A 17462-nucleotide genomic window follows, 5' to 3' on the forward strand; every position below is an offset into this window, starting at 1 on the left:
ACTTGAATTTCTCTTTCAAGCCAAATTTATTTAAAATCTCCTCAAGCTTTTTTCGATCGACATCTGTCTGTTCAAGAAGTTTTTCAATCTTTTCTATATCCTTTTTTCTTCCTGCCCTTAAAAGTATCGCTATCAGATATTCAGGTGTAATTACTTTAGCTTTTATTCCCTCATATTCTATCACTTTGGCATTTCCCACCGCTTCTTTTTCAAGTTCATCCGCAGGAATAAATTGAACCGGCACTCCCCCTATAACAATATGTTCACCCTTCCGGGAATATCCTTTGGATTTAAGATGATTAAACATAGGGGAAAGCAGAATTAGATTTTTTTCATCTGCCCTTTCTACTGAAATAATAAACACATCTAAATCATAGGTAAGAAAAGGCTCAATATAAAATAATGCAGCAATACCACCACCTATTGCATAATCAATAATTAATCCTTTATCTTTCAATTCATTTATAACCTTCAGTGTCTCTCTCATCTAACTTCCCATCAACCTTTTAAACTCCGGCTCAATGTATCTGATTTCTACTGTATGTTCGTCCCGTGAGATAATTTTTAATCTCTTCGGGTTGAATTCCTCGAAGCTTGCTTCGTAAGCTTTTTGTTTGAAGTATTCTTTAGATACCCCGCAGCTTGCTGCGGGGAGGTTCATTTGCTTACAAATCACCCATGCGCCGTAGCGCACCACGTCGCATGAAAATTGCAGGTTATTTTCAAGGGAGAGCAAGGGTCTTAGCGGATTTTTTCTTTTTTTCGGAAAACAATCATATCGCAGGCGTCGCAAGGGCTTTTTATCTCTTGACCTTGACCATCTCCCTCTTGGCCCTGGATTCTGCCGGCAACGAGTCTTCTGGAGTTGCGATATAACTCATTATTCCAAATGTCCTTAAAGCTTTCTTTTTGTATATTCCCAAAGTCATTTTCTGGATAACCAGTCATATGAAACGAACAGCAGGGAGAAACACCTCCGTCCCAGTTTATTACGGCTGTCCTATAGAGCCAGGAACAGGATGAACTTGTGTTTAATATCTGTTTTTCATGGCCATCAGTTCTGTAGTAACTATATTGCTCCTTTCTGGGCACCCATCTTTCCAGATCCTCTTTGGTGATTGGCTCGATAAAACTGAAAGGAGAAAATCTGATCACATCAACTCCCAATTTTCCAGCGATTTCTTTAGCCTCCTCGATTTCATTTTCGTTGTGTCTCATCACCAAATATTGCCATTCTATAATAGGATAGTTCTTTCCCATTTTTTCCCTGGCAGTTGTGATCATCCTTATTGTATCTATCACTTTTTCAAAATTGCCCCCCACCCGGTATTGTTGATAGCTTTCCTGGCTTGTTCCATCTAGAGAGACAATTAGATGCTCCAGGCCTGATTCGATGAGTTTGTCTATGGTCTTTTCATCCAGGAGGTTAAGATTGCTGCTGATGGAGACTCCAATATTTCTATCGGAAGCATACTTAATCATCTTAATAAGATCTCGTGCTATAAAAGGCTCTCCCTGTCCGTACAATAATATGCGATAGCAATATTCTCCCAGTTCGTCGATAACCTTTTTAAATGTCTCGAACCTCATCTCTCCAAACCTTCTTTGGCCCAGCCGTTTGCCGGTAGGACACATGGGACAGTGGAGGTTGCAAGCGTTGGAGGGATCGATCTTTAGGATATATGGATATCCCCTGACCCATTCTTTTTTTAACCGCATTTGGGCTTCGATCAGACAGAGGTTTCTAAATTTTTTCCAGGTATTATGCCTGATGAAAGAATAAAAGAAAGATTTTAGCCGGGTTATTTCACCGGGCACTCTAACATTGAGGGTAAAGTCCATTTATCTCTCCTATCCTGAAAATAGGTTTTTCATTCTTTCGTGGTGCCGCTGTAGGCGGCATGAGTGACTTGTAACCAGATGTTCAAAAACTTTTCCTGGCGGGGCTGCCTTCCCCCGCCCCGCCATTAATAATAACGCATCTGGATACATTGGTACATAACCCAAAACTAGCTTTGGAAAGCTCGTGGCACCCTCCCCTCATTGAAAAGAGAGGGAGTAGAGGGTGATTTTTTCTGCGAGAAGAAAGGCCTCTTGGTTTAAGATTTTAAGATGGGTATAATACCTTCATAGATGGTAAGCCATCACGGGGGAGTTCGAGCCGCGCGATATACTGGATTACGGCTTGATTAAGTCTATCGCCATTTTGGGAGCAATATCTTGGCCTTCGAAGAACACAAAAGAATAAAGATTCTGTTTTTCCATCATGGTGGCACCATAGGAGGAGCCCCCCTTTCTCTTTTGTATCTAATCCAAAATTTAGACCAAACTAAGTTTGAGCCCCATGTTGTTTTTACCCAGCCTGGACCAGTAGTAAAGTTATTTGAAGAAAGTGCTATAGGCTATGAGATTTGCCCAATAAGTCTATTTCATCATCATACCCTATATTGGTTAAAAGGCTTACCAGGCTTAAAAGACTTCATCTTTTTTGGTATAAAGTTCTTTCCAGATTTCTTTCGCCTTCGCCAAATCATAAGAAAGCATGATCCTGACATCATCCACCTTAATTCATCAACCTTGATAATAGCTGGTTTAGCGGCCTATTCCTTAAAACATCAGGTAGTGTGGCATGTCCGTGAAGTACTTCACGATGGGTATTTTAAGGTACGAAAAAGGATAATCCAATTTATCATTAACAGGTGTTCAACCCAAATCATTGCCATTTCTAAAACAGCAGCCAGCCGGCTTCCAGAAACGCCAAAGCTGAATGTAGTATACAATGGGGTTAGTTTAGAATATTTTGACCGAAAGATTTGCTCGTCATTAAAAAAGGAATTACTTATCGGCAACGGTTATTCATTGATCGGAATGATCGGCCAAATCTATAGAGCTAAAGGGGTATTTCAATTTGTGCAAGCAGCTAGAATCTTAGTGGGAAAGGGAGTCAGGGCAAAATTTATCTTAGTAGGAGATGCCCCAATACTGGAAGATCATCAAAGCCGTATTAAAAATAGCATAAGAAAGTGGTTAGGAATTAAATATAATGACCTCTTGGAGTTAAAGAAAATGGTGCATCAATATGGAATAGAAAATGACGTAATCTTTCTTGGGAATCGTACTGATGTGCCCAACATCCTGGCTGGCTTAGATATGGTTGTTTTTTTATCGGGCGTCGATGCATTTGGACGACCTATTATTGAAGCAGGAGCTATGGGTAAACCGGTAATTGCTCTAAATAAAGGTTCCTGTCAGGAATTGGTGAAGGATAATGTTACGGGTATATTGCTGAAGTCGGATGAACCAGAGGTTGTTGCTGATGCCATTCTAGGTTTAATTTTGGATCCTGAGAGAGCTAAAAAGCTAGGAGAGGCTGGCTATCAGATGGCGAGGTCAAAGTTTACCATACAGAAGCACCTGGATGCCATCTGTGGCATTTATTTGCGCTTAGCGGAGAGTCTATGAATATTATTGTTGTAGCCAATGTTGATTTTCCCGAAGGCTCGGGGGGAGATACCAAAAGGGTCCGTATGATCTGTAAGGGCTTAGTTAATCAGGGGAATAGGGTCTTTTTGATTATTCCTTTTATGCCTGGCAATACACCTTATGCCATAAATAGACAATTTTCTGGGGTTGTTGATGGGATTTATTTTAAGTGCATGAGTGGCTGCTATGGGGCCATGGTCAATGGTTTGATACGGACACTGTTTAATAAAATATCCATAGTTTTAAAAACAATGAAAGAAATAGGGCAGGTAACCAGAGGACAAAATTCAAATATATTGTTGCTATACAACCTGACCTTTTATGATGGCTTCCCTCTGCTTATTCTAGCCAAGATTAAAAAGATATTTGTTGCCATTGAGTACTGCGAGCTCAGATTTGTCTCCTTTGAAAAGGAGTACTATAAGAAAACCCTGAGAAATTTTTTTTTAAACTGGAATTGCAAAATTGGCGATTTTCTTTTGCCAAGATATGTGGATGCCATTTTTGTGATAAGTAATTATCTTTATAATAAATTTGCCAATAAAGTGAATCCTAAAAAAATAAGTATTCTGCCGCCTCTGGTGGATACCATACAATTTTGTGTTGAGAAACAAAATTCATACTTGACCAATCGGTACAGGCTGGAGCACTGCAAAATTATTACCTATTGTGGAACTTTTTGGGCCAATGAAGGTGTAAACTACCTCATAGAAGCCTTTGCACTAGTTAGGAAAAAATACAGCAGTAGTATCAAATTGATAATTGTCGGTTCGTATCCACAAGAAGGATATGAAAGAATTAAAGAGATGGTGACAAATCTCCATATTGGCAATGAGGTGATCTTGTTAGGATTCAAACCTGCCAACGAGATTCCTTACATATTAGCCAGCTCTGATATTTTAGTTGCTCCTAAGGCAAACAGTATTTTAAACATAGCGGGTTTCCCAACAAAAGTACCTGAATATCTAGCCAGTGGAGTGCCTACAATTGTTTCTAAAATCGGCGATGTCCAAGATTACGCAACTAATGAAAAGGATATACTATTTTGTATACCTGAAGACCCTCAGGATTTAGCGCAGAAGATAGAGTTTTTGTTAGAGAATCCTGACCTTGCAAAGGAAATTGGAATAAACGGCCGCAAACTTGCCATCGAAAGGTTTGATGTAAATAGGGTCGGAGAGCAAATGGTGAATTTCCTTCAAGGCATTGTTTCAGAACCTTGAGCAGATAATTACTTGACCAGTTAAAACGTAGGAAGTAGAATACTGGAAAAAGTTCAGATCGAAAGAGCAAAGGAAACCCAGCCATTGACTGACGAAGGAACCATAGTAGAAAAACAACTCGGCCTATTCCACAGAGTCTTTTCTGCTGTCAAGTCAGACGAACTGGCCCGGCAATTCAGCCTGATGTTTGTGGCCACCATGGTGGCCAATTTCCTCAACTACGTCTACAATCTGATTATGGGCAGGATGCTGGGTCCGGCAGATTTCAGCGCTTTCACTGCCCTTCTCTCCGTACTTCTCATAGCCTCAGCCATTGGCGGTACAATCCAGACCGTGGTCACCAGACATGTTTCCATCCTGAAATCGGAGAGAAAGTTCAATTCCATATATCATCTTCTGGTTAAATCCGCCAGGCCTAGTCTGCTAGCCTCTCTCTTCCTTTTATTAGTCTTTGTCCTTCTCTCTCCACCAGCCCAGACTTTCCTGAGGCTGAGCTCGGTCACACCCATGCTTGTCCTGGGCACGGTAGTGGCTGTCTCTCTGATTGCCCCCATCCCCTGGGGGATATTACTGGGTCTACAGGATTACCGGAACCTGGCTGCCAACATGATTCTGAATGCTACGCTGAGGCTGGCGTCGGGCGTATTTCTGGTTTTCCTGGGTTTTGCGGTATCTGGGGCTCTCGGTGCCAGCGCATTGGCAGCGCTGGTAGCCATTTTCTTTGCCATTTTGCCCATTCGCCTGTTAAAGGGCTCATCTCCTGATTGCGAGCCGGTTCCTTTTCTGAGTATGTTCAAATATTCCATGCCGGTCATGATCTCCATTGTTTGTTTTCTCGGTCTCATCACCATGGACATGGTTTTGGTCCGGCACTTCTTTGATGCCGAGGTTGCTGGCCACTATGCAGCCGCGGCAACTCTGGGCAAAATTGTTCTATTTTTGCCCGGTGCTATCTCTTTGGTTATGTTTCCTAAAACCTCGGAGTTGAGGGTGGTTACCCAAAAGTCCCTCAAGATTCTCTACAAAAGCCTTCTGGCGGTCTTTGGCTTGAGCGGAGCAGTCACTTTAGGCTATTTCCTTTTTCCCACTTTTATCGTAAGCATAATGTTTGGCCAGAAATATCTTTTCAGCGTACCCTACATTGGATTTTTTGGCATCGCCATGACCCTTTTTGCCCTGGTGAATGTCTTCATTTCTTACCTATTATCAGTAAAAAAACAAAGCCTGATCTATTTCTTGCTGGTGGCAGTATTCCTTGAGGTGGGCTTGATCTGGCTCTTTCACGATACCTTCTATCAAGTGTTATCCATTCTTATCGGCGTTAGCACTGCCCTTTTTATAAGTCTAAGTATCTATCTTTGTCTCAGCAGCAAGAAGGGAATCTCAGTTGGTCAAGTCCAGGAAGAAGTTTTCGATACTTATCCCCGCCTTTAATGAAGAGCAGGGCATCATTCCCTGCGTGGAAGAGACCAAAAAGGTCTTTGAGAACCAGGACATGGATTATGAGATCATAATCATTGATGATGGTAGCCACGATGATACCTTTTCTGTGGCCACCGATTTTTACGCCCATGATGAGAGGGTAATCATCTCTCGATATAGTCCCAATCAGGGGAAAGGTTTTGCCCTACGTCACGGCTTTGATCTAGCTTCAGGCGATCTAGTAGTTTTCATGGATGCAGATCTAGACCTGCATCCGGAGCAGATAATGACCCTTTATAAATATATGGTGGACAATAATGCCAATGTGGTAATCGGGTCAAAGAAACACCCAGAATCGATAGTAGACTACCCATGGCGAAGAAAAATCCTGAGTAGTGGGTATTACTTCTTAGTGAAACTTCTTTTTGGATTGCCAGTCACAGATACCCAAACTGGCCTTAAGCTATTTGAGTATGAGACACTGAAAGTTACAATGCCCAAGTTACTTATCAAGAAATTTGCGTTCGATTTAGAGTTATTGGTGAATGTCCATAAGCGGGGATTTAAAATTATCGAAACTCCGGTGAACCTATCCTCGATGAGACTGTGGTACAGGATTACTCTAAAGGATGTGTACTATGTGTGGATGGATACCATGGCCATCTTCTACCGAAACTATATATTACGGTACTATGACTGACTAGTAAAAGGCTTAGGTGTGTGGACATCAAAGACAACAAGCTACAAGCGCGTCCGTTAAGCAAACGAGCTTAATAGTGATTCTCCCTTACTTATGGGCGTATAGAATAGTATTGTCAAGTTTGGAAGGGCGATGAGAATCCTGATTCTTAACTGGCGGGACATTAAGAATCCCAAGGCTGGTGGGGCCGAAGTCGTGACCCACGAAATAGCGAAACGGTGGGTGCAGTGGGGACATGAGGTTACGTTATTCACGGCTGGGTTCCCTGGGGCAATACCTGAGGAGGAGTTCGAAGGAGTTCGTATCATTCGTAGAGGTGAACAGTACAGTGTGCATTATGAAGCATTTCGGTATTATCGGCGATATCTTGAAGGCCGCTTAGACGTAGTGATTGACGAAATCAACACGATCCCCTTTTTGACGCCGCTGTATGTCAAGGAGAAAAAAGTTGCCTTCTTTCATCAGTTGGCTCGTGAGGTGTGGTTGTATGAATCCAAATTTCCCATGAATGTGATTGGGTATGTGTCAGAGCCGTTGTATTTGAAGGTCTACCGAAACATTCCTACCGTTGTGGTATCTGAGTCCACCAGGCAGGATTTGCTGAGATTGGGTTTTCGCAGGGTCCATGTGGTTCACGATGGGATCGATGTCACACCCCTGGCGGAGGTGCCGCCTCCAGTCGAGAAGGCCAACGAGCCTACCGTACTTTACGTGGGAAGGGTAGTTCCGTCCAAGCGGGTAACAGATATTGTGGAAGCGGTTGGTTTAGTTCGGAAGGATGTACCTAACGTGCGGCTATGGGTTGTGGGCGATGGCAAGGCTCACTATATGGCCAACTTGAGACATCAAGTGGAGCGATACAAGCTCGATGGACACCTGCGGTTCTGGGGCAAGGTATCTCTTGAAAAGAAATTGGAGCTTATGAAGCAGGCTCACGTCCTGGCTTTGGCTTCTGTGCGAGAAGGGTGGGGGTTGGTAGTTATTGAGGCCAACGCGATGGGGACACCGGCAGTCGTCTATAACGTTCACGGGCTGCGCGATTCGGTGCACCACGGTGAGACTGGGCTAATCTGCGCGGAAAACCGTCCTCGAGCCCTTGCACAAGCGCTGGTCTCGCTTTTGAAGGACGAGTCGCAACGGACTCGTCTGGCGCAGAGCGCGTTGCAGTGGAGCCGGAAGTTCACTTGGGATAGGACTGCTGATGAGTTTCTCGCCATTAGCAAGATGGCCGCTGGTGATACCTAAGAGGCGTATGGCGTTTGACGTGAGGATACTGGATGATGCAAACCGCAAGTATTTGGGAATTGTTACCTACCCTATCGGTCATAATAGTGACACTGAATTGTGCTCGCAATCTCGACATCTGTCTCAGTGCAATCAGAGCACAAGTCTATCCAGCAAACAAACTGGAGATAATAGTCGTGGATGGAGGTTCCACAGATGATACTTTGAAAGTTGCCGAAAGGTACGGAGCAAGAGTAATTGTTGCAGACCAGTGTCCCAGATATCGAATTAACGCGGAAGCCCGAATGGCTATTGGGCTCCAACACGCCCAAAATGAAATTATTGCTTATATTATGTCAGATAACTTCCTGCCCAGTCCAGATTGGCTTAAACAAATGGTGCATCCGCTTATGGAGGATGGGAGCATCATTGCTACTCAGACATTAAGGTATACCTATCGCAGTACCGATACGCTTGTGAACCGCTATTTTGCGCTGTTCGGAGTAAGTGACCCAGTCGCTTACTACTTGAATAAGCGTGATCGCATTTCGTGGGCAGAAAACTCCTGGTGCCTGCCCGGAAAGGCTGAGGATAAGGGAACCTATTATCGAGTCAGATTTCAGGCTGATGGTCTTCCCCCTCTTGGATGCAATGGAGCTCTAGTTCGCCGGGAGATTCTGTTAAAATCTGAGTGTACACCGGATCTCTTTCGGCATAGTGACGTGATGTACGATCTGGTAGTGATGGGATATGACACATTTGGCATTGTCAAGAACGATGTTATCCATGCGACAAGTGATACAATATTTGGCGCTGTTCGCAAGCGCATTGTCTATTTCCAGTCTTTGCACCCAGGATGGGAAGTCGAGCGTCGGTACCTGCTTTTTGACCCAAAGCGACGTGAAGACCGCCTCCGGTTAGTCTGGTTTGTCTTGGCAAGTTTGACTCTAGTGAAGCCGACCTGGGATGCCTTCAAAGGGTTTCTTCGGATCCGCGACATGGCCTGGTTCCTGAACCCAATCATGTGTCTGGCTATGACGTTTGCCTACGGTCTGGCATATCTCTTGCGGAGTCGAATTTGGTTGGTGCGGCTCCTAAGCAATGTTTCCCATGCGAAGGGGGCAAAATGAAGACGGTGATTCTTTGTGGTGGGTTAGGCACCCGCTTGCGCCAGGAAACTGAGTTTCGTCCTAAGCCGCTCGTCGAAATTGGTGGACGTCCAATCCTCTGGCACATAATGAAGATATACGCCTTTCACGGCTGCAAGGACTTCGTGTTGTGCCTGGGGTACAAGGGTGAGATGATCAGGCAATACTTCCTGAACTACCAAAGCATGCTCTCGGACTTCACGATCAGCGGGCTGGGTCCGAATCCGTCCATCATCTACCACAATACTCATGATGAGCATGACCTCTGTGTGACGTTGGCCGATACCGGCCTAGAGACCAATACTGGGGGGCGCATCAAGCGAGTGCAAAAGTACATTAGCGACGACCCGTTTATGGTCACTTACGGGGACGGAGTAGCAGACATTGACATCCGTCGCTTACTGCAGTTTCACCGGTCTCACGGCAAGCTGGCGACGCTGACCACCGTGCGCCCAGTCTCCCGCTATGGAGTGATTGACATCACTCCTGATGGGAAAGTGAAGCAGTTCCGGGAGAAACCTTACGTGGACGGCTGGATTAACGCCGGCTTCTTTGTGTTCAGCCAGGGTGTGTTCGACTACCTAGACGAGAACTGTGTGCTGGAACGGGAACCGCTAGAGCGGTTAGCCAGAGATGGGCAACTGGCGGCCTTCCGCCACGAGAGATTCTGGTACGGGATGGACACGTACCGTGACTTCCTCTACTTAAACGAGTTGTGGGATAACGGCGAGGCTCCTTGGCGTCTTTGGCCTTGAGGAGAAAAGAGTATTAGAAATGACTTCAGGAACACTTATTCCGGGGCAAGTAGTGGTCATCGAGGTCCCCGTCAGGAATGGATCTTTCGAAAGAGAGCACTCTGCCTTGGTGCTGCGTAGCCCCGATACCTCTGGGGAGCTCCTTGCGGCTTTGATATTCAATCAGGATGCGGTGTATGGGAGTGATCTGGATGCGATTGTCATTGAAGATTCTGATTTTGAAGGTGAGGGACTTGGAAGAACAAGTGTCGTGCGGGCCCAACAGACACTCGTCATTCATCGCAGTGCTGTAAAGCGTATCGTTGGGATGTTGCAACCCAGAGCGTTTTCAGCGGTTATTCGGTGTCGTATCTCTCTGGACGTCAAGCTTTTCTACGAAGTTTTTCATGACGCTAGGCGCTTCGATCCCGCTCGTGATCGTGTCCCCTATGCAGGGCGGGTGTTCGACGAAAAAGAAGTTCAGGCAGCGGTTGATGCAGCACTGGACTTCTGGCTCACCCTCGGACCCCACGGTGATCGCTTTCAGAAAACTCTCGCTGAGTTTTTGGGAGTCAGATCTTCGGTCCTTGTTAACTCTGGCTCCTCGGCAAATCTTGTCGCCTTCGCCGCACTGACATCACACAAGCTAGGTGAGCGGCGGATAAGGCCCGGTGATGAAGTCATCACTGTGGCCGCCGGATTCCCGACAACCGTTAATCCGATCTTGCAGTATGGTTGTGTTCCTGTCTTTGTTGACAGCGACACAAAAACTGGCAATATTGAGGTGTCATACCTGGAAGAGGCGCTCTCTGAACGAACGCGAGCGGTCATGTTGGCGCACACGCTCGGAAACCCCTTCGATGCCGATGCTGTCACTGAATTTTGCCAGCGTCACGGCCTCTGGCTTATTGAAGACAACTGTGACGCACTTGGCTCGCTGTATAAAGGCAAACTCACCGGAACCTTTGGCGATCTCTCGACACAGTCCTTTTATCCCCCCCATCACCTAACCATGGGCGAAGGTGGCGCAGTTAACATTGTTCGTGAAGCACAACTGAAACCCATCGTGGAAAGCTTCCGCGATTGGGGACGCGACTGTTGGTGTGATTCAGGCAAGGAAAACACCTGCGGGAAGCGTTTTGGTTGGCGATTAGGAGAACTGCCGGAGGGCTACGACCACAAGTACATTTATAGTCATATCGGGTATAACTTAAAGCCTCTTGACATCCAAGCAGCTATTGGTTGTGAACAACTGGCGAAGCTTCCGTTTTTTGTTGAGGCGCGCCGCCGAAATTGGAAGCGGCTTCTCGATCGTGTTCGGCCCTTCGAAGAGTTTCTTGAGCTACCGGAGGCCACGCCTGGCTCCGAACCCAGTTGGTTCGGGTTCATGGTGCTTGTGCGGACGGAAGCGCCATTTACGCGGAAGGATATCGTTGAGCACCTGGAGAACCACAAGATTCAAACCCGTATGCTTTTCGGTGGAAATCTAGCGCGCCAACCCGCTTACCTTAAGGCAGGCAACGGCTCCAACAGGCTTCCGTTCCGCATAGTTGGAAATCTGCGCGGGGCCGATCGCCTCATGAATGATGCGTTCTTTCTTGGGGTCTATCCTGGTCTCACGGATGTGCATATTGATTACATGATACAGGTGTTATCGGATTTCTTGCGAAAGCTTTAGAGGTGGTGTTCGGATTTGTTCTTTTTTTCACTTAGTACCTAAGGGGTGAATCATGAGATTTTCATCAGCGTCTTTTTGGCAGGATCGTCCTACATTTGTCACTGGAGGAACTGGACTGGTCGGCACTTGGCTGATTCGACGCCTCGTTGATTTAGGCGCTGATGTGGTTTGTCTGGTTCGTGATTGGGTTCCGCAGAGTGAACTTGTGCGCTCTCGTCTTATCGAACAAGTCAGGGTTGTCCGGGGTGACGTACGAGATCAAGCACTCCTAGAGCGTACTTTAGGTGAGTATGAGGTGGATACAGTGATCCATCTTGCTGCTCAGACAATTGTGGGGATTGCCAATCGGAATCCAATATCTACATTTGAGACCAACATTCAGGGAACGTGGGTGTTACTTGAAGCCTGTCGGCGTAGTCCATCTGTTAAGCAGATCGTGATCGCTTCTTCCGACAAGGCCTACGGTGCCCAAGAAGTGCTTCCCTACGACGAGGCCACTTCTTTGCAAGGTCAGCATCCTTACGACGTGAGCAAATCATGCGCTGACTTAGTCGCTCAGACTTATGCCAAGACGTATGGCTTGCCGGTGTGCATCACCCGATGTGGTAATTTCTATGGTGGTGGCGATCTCAACTGGAATCGCATCATCCCTGGCACCATTCGTTCTGTCCTTCGTGGTCAGCGTCCTGTTATACGCTCCGACGGCAGCTACGTGCGTGACTATTTCTATGTCGAAGATGCTGCGGCGGCTTATACGCTACTCGCCGAGACCCTGGCAGCACGTCAAGAGCTTCGTGGAGAGGCCTTCAACTTTTCTAATGAGCTCCCAATCACAGTGCTTGATCTTGTCCGAAAGATCCTTAAGCTCATGAACTCAGACCTGGAGCCGGACATTCGCAACGAGGCCATACACGAAATCAAGTACCAGTATCTGAGTGCCCGGAAAGCACGGGAAGTTTTGTCTTGGAAGCCTATGTTTTCATTGGATGATGGTCTTGTGCGAACGATTCAATGGTACCAGAGCTTTTTTGCTAGTGAGCCACAGTAGAGACAGGAGTGAAGTCAGTTTGTCTCGACCAGCATTGAGCTTTAGTGGGCCTTTGCTAGTCACCGGTGCGACGGGTTTTATTGGTGCATGCCTGACAAGGCGCTTGGTCAAGGAGGGTGCTGAGGTTCATATTTTGACCAGACAGCACTCCAATAAGTGGCGAATCCACGACATTATCCACGATGTGTGGGAGCATCATGTCGACTTGAGAGAGAGTAAACGATTGCAGAAGATAATTTCGGAAATCAAGCCCAAGGTCATCTTCCATTGCGCCACTTACGGTGGCTACCCTTTCCAGCAAGAAACCGACAAGATTGTTGAAACAAACATCATTGGAACGGTGAATCTGGTAAATGCTCTTTCGGCGATTGACTACGAGTGTTTCATCAATACTGGCAGTTCTTCCGAGTATGGGCTAAAGTCCAAACCGATGTCCGAGGACGACTTGCTTGAGGCCTTGACTGCATATGGCGCTTCTAAGGCTGCCGCTACTCTCTTCTGCCAGGCTGTAGCCCGGTCCACCCAACGGCCCATTATAACACTGAGGCTGTTTTCCCCCTATGGACCCTATGAAGAGCCAACACGTCTCATTCCGTATGTGATTAAGTGCTGCCTATCAGGGGAAAATCCTCAGTTGACCTCAGGCGAACAGACGAGAGACTTTGTGTTTATCGAGGATGTGATTGACCTGTATCTGAGGGTGGCAGCATCGCCGCCACATCCTGGAGAAATCGTCAATGTCGGATCAGGTAATCAATGGTCGGTCAGAGAGGTTGTGGAGAAAATCATGGCACTTTGCGGGGCCAAAGTGCAGCCCTTGTGGGGTGCTACCCCCTCCCGTCCTTTTGAGACGACTGTGTGGGTTGCTGATATCTCCAAAGCCAAAGCGATCTTAAATTGGGTTCCGCAAACTAGTCTTGATGAGGGCTTGTCACGTACCATAACGTGGCATAGGTCATGGATATCGGAGCACAAGGTGATTTAATCATGAATAGCGATTCAGAAAACCTAACGGCTCCTGATGTTCAGACTCTTGAGAGTAGGGCAAGGCAGATTCGGAGACTGGTGGTTCAAATGAACGCTGCCGCAAGGTCTTCGCATGTAGGGTCTGCTCTCTCGATAGTGGATCTTCTGGTGGTCCTCTATTTCCGGATCTTAAGATTTGATTTGGAGAATCCACGAGCGGGAGACCGCGACCGCTTTATTCTCAGCAAAGGACACGGATGCACTGCCCTATATGCGACGTTAGCAGAGCGGGGCTTTTTTTCAAAAGACATTTTGGATACCTACTACCAGGATGGCGGCTTACTGGCCGGCCATGCGGATAACCACAATGTCCCTGGCATTGAAGTCGCCACAGGGTCTTTAGGGCATGGGCTCTCTATAGGTGTGGGGATGGCACTGGCGGGGAAGCATGACCAGAAGAACTATCGGGTCTTCGTTCTTCTCGGGGACGGCGAGTGTGACGAAGGCTCGGTTTGGGAAGCCACCATGTCAGCTTCCCACTTCAAACTGGATAACCTGATTACGATTGTTGATTTCAATAAACTACAGGCGATGGGTCGGGTGGAAGAGGTCATGAACCTCGAACCGTTTGCGGAGAAATGGTGTTCCTTCGGGTGGTCGGTTCGGGAAATCGATGGCCACGATTTCAGACAGATCGAGGATGCTCTGACTAAGGTGCCATTTGAATCGGCCAAACCGAGCCTGATTCTTGCGCACACAGTCAAGGGTAAGGGAGTATCTTATATGGAGGATCAACTGTCGTGGCATTATAAGTCGCCGAATGAGAGAGAGCTGGCGTTGGCTTTAGAAGAACTGGAGCTATAGGTATGAGAAATGCTTTTGTGGCTGCATTAACGACAATTGCGGCAGAGGACCCGCGGATTTTTCTGATAACAGGGGATCTAGGTTTCTCTGTGTTTGAGGATTTTGCTGGGAGATTTCCTGGCCGATTCATAAATGTGGGCGTGGCTGAGGCAAATATGGTGGGTATTGCGGCAGGTCTGGCCTCCTGTGGCAAAGTCGCTTTCACCTACTCTATTGCGCCCTTTGCGACAATCCGATGTCTAGAGCAAATTAGGATAGATGTGTGTTATCATAATGCCAATGTGAAAATTGTCGGTGTGGGGGGCGGTCTAGCTTATGGTCCTCTGGGTGCTACCCACCATGCCATTGAAGATATTAGTATCATGCGGGCGCTCCCCAACATGAAGGTGCTCTCTCCGGCCGATCCGGTGGAGGCCGACTTAGCCACGAGAGCGGCCGTCGCAGTGGATGGTCCTGTCTATATCAGGCTGGGAAAAAGTGGCGAGCCGAGAGTTCACTCTGGTCAACCTGACTTTGAAATCGGTAGAGCCATCACAGTTAAAGATGGGACCAATATTACGCTCGTGGCTACGGGAGGTCTCGTATACAATGCGTTGTTAGCTGCCCGTGAGCTAGCCACACAGGGTATTGATGCACGAGTTATTAGCATGCATACGATCAAGCCACTGGATGAAGAGGCAATTCTAAGAGCCGCCCATGAAACTGCAGCGATTTTTACCATTGAGGAACACACGCTTATAGGAGGTCTGGGAAGTGCAGTGGCTGAGGTGCTAGCAGAGTCTGGCAATCGAAAGGTCTTGTTTCAGAGAATAGGGATCAGAGATCGGTTTTGTCATGAGGTCGGTAGCCAGGAGTACTTGCGTGAGCTAAGTGGGCTATCTCCTCAGCATATTGTAAGTAGAGTCGTAGGATACCTATCACGCGAACTCAGTAAAGATATTATGTAGATAGTGGAGTTTTTAATGCCGGCACTCGTGTCCCTTGTCCTCCCCTTTTACAACGAGGAGGCTTCCGTCGCAAAGGTTATCTCGGACGTACACGCGGCTTTAGGTAAGGCTGGCGTATCATTCGAAATCATAGCTGTAGAAAACGGTTCGCGGGATGCGACGGGTGAAATCCTCGCAGAGCTGGAGAAGCAGTACAAGGAGCTACGTATCGTTCACGTCCGCGTAAATCAAGGTTTCGGCTACGGAATCATGCAGGGTCTATCCGTGTGCGCTGGCGACATAGTGGGCTTTATGCCAGGCGATGGGCAGGTGGATCCGAGCGTTGTGTTAGAAATCTTGCAGAGGATGGAGGACACGGGAGCCGAAGTTGGCAAAGCCCGACGGGTAGTTCATCATGATGGTTGGCAGCGGCGCTTTATCTCCCGGAGCTACAATCTCCTGATGCGCTTCTTGTTCGGCCTCCCGACAGACGACACGAATGGTCACCCTAAACTCCTCACACGCCGTGCCTATTCGGCCATGCATCTCCGCAGTCACGATTCGTTCCTTGATGCCGAAATCCTCCTGAAGGCGCAGCGGCTTGGTGTCCGAGTCTGCGAAGTGAACACGAAGTTTTATAGGAGGGAAACGGGGCGCTCTACAGTAAGATTGACAACGTGTGTAGAGTTCCTCTGCAACCTCATGCAGGCGCGCTTCCAGAGAGAGGACCCATGGGGCCTGAACAAGCTATCGACATCTCAGGGCACGGCAGGGGGTATTAAGGAAGGCGTAAGTGCGCATCGGGATTAACGGAAGGGTTTTACAAGAACGAATGAGTGGTATTCCGCGCTTTACCTTAGCTCTGGTAGAGGGGCTGGCGGAACAAGAGACATGCTGTGGAGTACATTTGTTTCTTCTGAATCAGCCGTTTGCTGACGCAGGTGTGCAAGAGCGGTTGGAAAACAATCCTCGGATTGTCCGGCACTTCTCGCGATGGTCTGGTAATTCATATCTATCGCGCGCTCTGTGGGATCTGGTGTTTCTGGGTCTAGAAGCCAAACGGTACAACTCGGCCCCCTCTCCGGTCCGTCGTTTACTCTGTTGTTATAGCAAACGGCAAAAAATTATTTACATGATGACCAAAAAATGATATCCTGAATTCCGATGAAAAAATCGGGAGGTAAACAATGAGAGCACTCACCATAACCCATAGAGACATAACCCGAGACTCGCTTTTAAGAATCGCTGAAGAGATCCCTGGAGCACGGATTGGGCTCCGTATTGCTGGCTATTTACTGGTTTTGTCAGGCTGGAGATCCTCCCAGGTTGCTGAGCTGTTTGGTTTAACGCGTTGTGGAGTGGTGAAATGGATAAGGAAAGCGAATCAAATGGGTCTGGAGGCGGTACGAGATAGGCCCCGTTCAGGCAGACCGGCGCTGATTGACCAGGGTCTGATGAAGGAGTTGGATCAGGTTCTTTCCCGGCCTCCCAAGGAGGTGGGGATTGCCAGGAGTCGGTGGGATGGCGTCGTGGTCGTCGAGTATCTGGATCGAGTTCACCGGATAAAGATCCATGTCCGTCATGCTCAGCGGCTGATCCGGAAGTTGGGCTATTCGTTGAGGCGTCCGATCTATCGGTATGTTCAGGCATCGGAAGAAGGGGTGCCGGGGTTTTGGGAGGAGTTAAAAAAAACTCCATCTCGTCCTCAAAAGCAAGGGCCAAAGGGTCGTCCTTTTTGAAGACGAGACCGGCTTCAGCCTTCATCCGAAGCTGGGCAGGGTGTGGGCTAAAAAGGGGACCCAGCCCTATGTACCTACCCGAAGCCAGCATCAAAAAAGACTTAATGTATTTGGCTGGGTAGATCCGGTCAATGGATTCCATGGGATGATGAAAGCCGAGAAAGGGGACACAACCGGTTTTTTGAAAATGCTCATGCGGATCATCATTCGGTTCAAAGGAAAGATCATCGACCTCTGGGTAGATAATGCTCGTTGGCATAAGGGAGAAAGAGTTCGTAAATTCCTCCTGAAAAATCGTAATCTCCAC

19 protein-coding genes are annotated in these 17462 nt (G+C 47.4%); 16 read left to right on the forward strand and 3 right to left on the reverse strand.

Annotated elements, in window-relative coordinates; translation table 11 throughout:
* From HW443_RS04575 to HW443_RS04585, 3 genes are all read right to left on the reverse strand, one after another.
* On the reverse strand, positions 1-487 hold a 487-nt coding region (locus HW443_RS04575; RefSeq protein ID WP_176237946.1), incomplete at its 3' end, for a hypothetical protein.
* Positions 488-661, reverse strand: a complete 174-nt coding sequence (locus tag HW443_RS04580; RefSeq protein ID WP_176229534.1) for a hypothetical protein — start codon at positions 659-661, stop codon at positions 488-490.
* An 80-nt stretch (positions 662-741) separates the two neighbouring features.
* Positions 742-1842 (reverse strand): radical SAM protein, encoded by a 1101-nt coding sequence (locus HW443_RS04585; protein WP_176236781.1) that lies wholly within the window; start codon positions 1840-1842, stop codon positions 742-744.
* A 378-nt stretch (positions 1843-2220) separates the two neighbouring features.
* Here HW443_RS04585 and HW443_RS04590 point away from each other — a divergent pair, with 378 nt between their 5' ends.
* The 16 genes from HW443_RS04590 to HW443_RS04660 all read left to right on the forward strand — a co-directional run.
* Positions 2221-3462 (forward strand): glycosyltransferase, encoded by a 1242-nt coding sequence (locus HW443_RS04590; protein ID WP_176231371.1) that lies wholly within the window; start codon positions 2221-2223, stop codon positions 3460-3462.
* Positions 3459-4706: a glycosyltransferase family 4 protein gene (locus HW443_RS04595; protein WP_176231370.1), complete on the forward strand. Its 1248-nt coding sequence runs from the start codon at positions 3459-3461 to the stop codon at positions 4704-4706. The genes HW443_RS04590 and HW443_RS04595 overlap by 4 nt, the downstream gene beginning before the upstream one ends.
* A gap of 84 nt (positions 4707-4790) precedes the next feature.
* On the forward strand, positions 4791-6140 hold the full coding sequence (locus tag HW443_RS04600) for an oligosaccharide flippase family protein (protein WP_176231369.1): 1350 nt from the start codon (positions 4791-4793) through the stop codon (positions 6138-6140).
* Positions 6094-6828, forward strand: a complete 735-nt coding sequence (locus HW443_RS04605; RefSeq protein WP_176235359.1) for a glycosyltransferase — start codon at positions 6094-6096, stop codon at positions 6826-6828. Before HW443_RS04600 ends, HW443_RS04605 begins: the two co-directional genes overlap by 47 nt.
* Positions 6829-6960: 132 nt before the next feature.
* Positions 6961-8073 (forward strand): glycosyltransferase family 4 protein, encoded by a 1113-nt coding sequence (locus HW443_RS04610; protein WP_176231367.1) that lies wholly within the window; start codon positions 6961-6963, stop codon positions 8071-8073.
* A gap of 32 nt (positions 8074-8105) precedes the next feature.
* A complete protein-coding gene (locus HW443_RS04615; RefSeq protein ID WP_176231366.1) occupies positions 8106-9182 on the forward strand; it encodes a glycosyltransferase family 2 protein in 1077 nt (358 codons plus the stop codon).
* The gene (rfbF, locus tag HW443_RS04620) at positions 9179-9955 is read left to right on the forward strand and encodes a glucose-1-phosphate cytidylyltransferase (RefSeq protein ID WP_176231365.1); all 777 of its coding nucleotides are present in this window, start codon (positions 9179-9181) and stop codon (positions 9953-9955) included. Before HW443_RS04615 ends, rfbF begins: the two co-directional genes overlap by 4 nt.
* Positions 9956-9974: 19 nt before the next feature.
* A complete protein-coding gene (rfbH, locus tag HW443_RS04625; RefSeq protein ID WP_258189800.1) occupies positions 9975-11612 on the forward strand; it encodes a lipopolysaccharide biosynthesis protein RfbH in 1638 nt (545 codons plus the stop codon).
* Between the two features lie 52 nt (positions 11613-11664).
* Complete coding sequence (locus HW443_RS04630; protein ID WP_176235358.1) at positions 11665-12660, forward strand: GDP-mannose 4,6-dehydratase; 996 nt, start codon at positions 11665-11667, stop codon at positions 12658-12660.
* A gap of 19 nt (positions 12661-12679) precedes the next feature.
* Entirely contained in the window at positions 12680-13645 is a 966-nt protein-coding gene (locus tag HW443_RS04635; protein ID WP_176231751.1) for an NAD-dependent epimerase/dehydratase family protein, read from the forward strand.
* 2 nt (positions 13646-13647) lie between these two features.
* Entirely contained in the window at positions 13648-14490 is an 843-nt protein-coding gene (locus HW443_RS04640; RefSeq protein ID WP_176231750.1) for a transketolase, read from the forward strand.
* A gap of 2 nt (positions 14491-14492) precedes the next feature.
* Positions 14493-15437, forward strand: coding sequence for a transketolase family protein (locus HW443_RS04645; protein WP_176231749.1), 945 nt, complete (start codon positions 14493-14495; stop codon positions 15435-15437).
* 15 nt (positions 15438-15452) lie between these two features.
* Positions 15453-16226: a glycosyltransferase family 2 protein gene (locus HW443_RS04650; RefSeq protein ID WP_176231748.1), complete on the forward strand. Its 774-nt coding sequence runs from the start codon at positions 15453-15455 to the stop codon at positions 16224-16226.
* A complete protein-coding gene (locus HW443_RS12995; protein WP_176235357.1) occupies positions 16210-16566 on the forward strand; it encodes a hypothetical protein in 357 nt (118 codons plus the stop codon). Before HW443_RS04650 ends, HW443_RS12995 begins: the two co-directional genes overlap by 17 nt.
* Before the next feature lie 37 nt (positions 16567-16603).
* A complete protein-coding gene (locus HW443_RS04655; protein WP_176226559.1) occupies positions 16604-17155 on the forward strand; it encodes a helix-turn-helix domain-containing protein in 552 nt (183 codons plus the stop codon).
* 40 nt (positions 17156-17195) lie between these two features.
* Positions 17196-17462, forward strand: a 267-nt coding sequence (locus HW443_RS04660) for a transposase (RefSeq protein WP_258190455.1), incomplete at its 3' end; no start/stop codon positions are given.

The organism is Candidatus Hakubella thermalkaliphila, assembly GCF_013281975.1.
GTDB classification, from domain to species: domain Bacteria; phylum Actinomycetota; class Humimicrobiia; order Hakubellales; family Hakubellaceae; genus Hakubella; species Hakubella thermalkaliphila.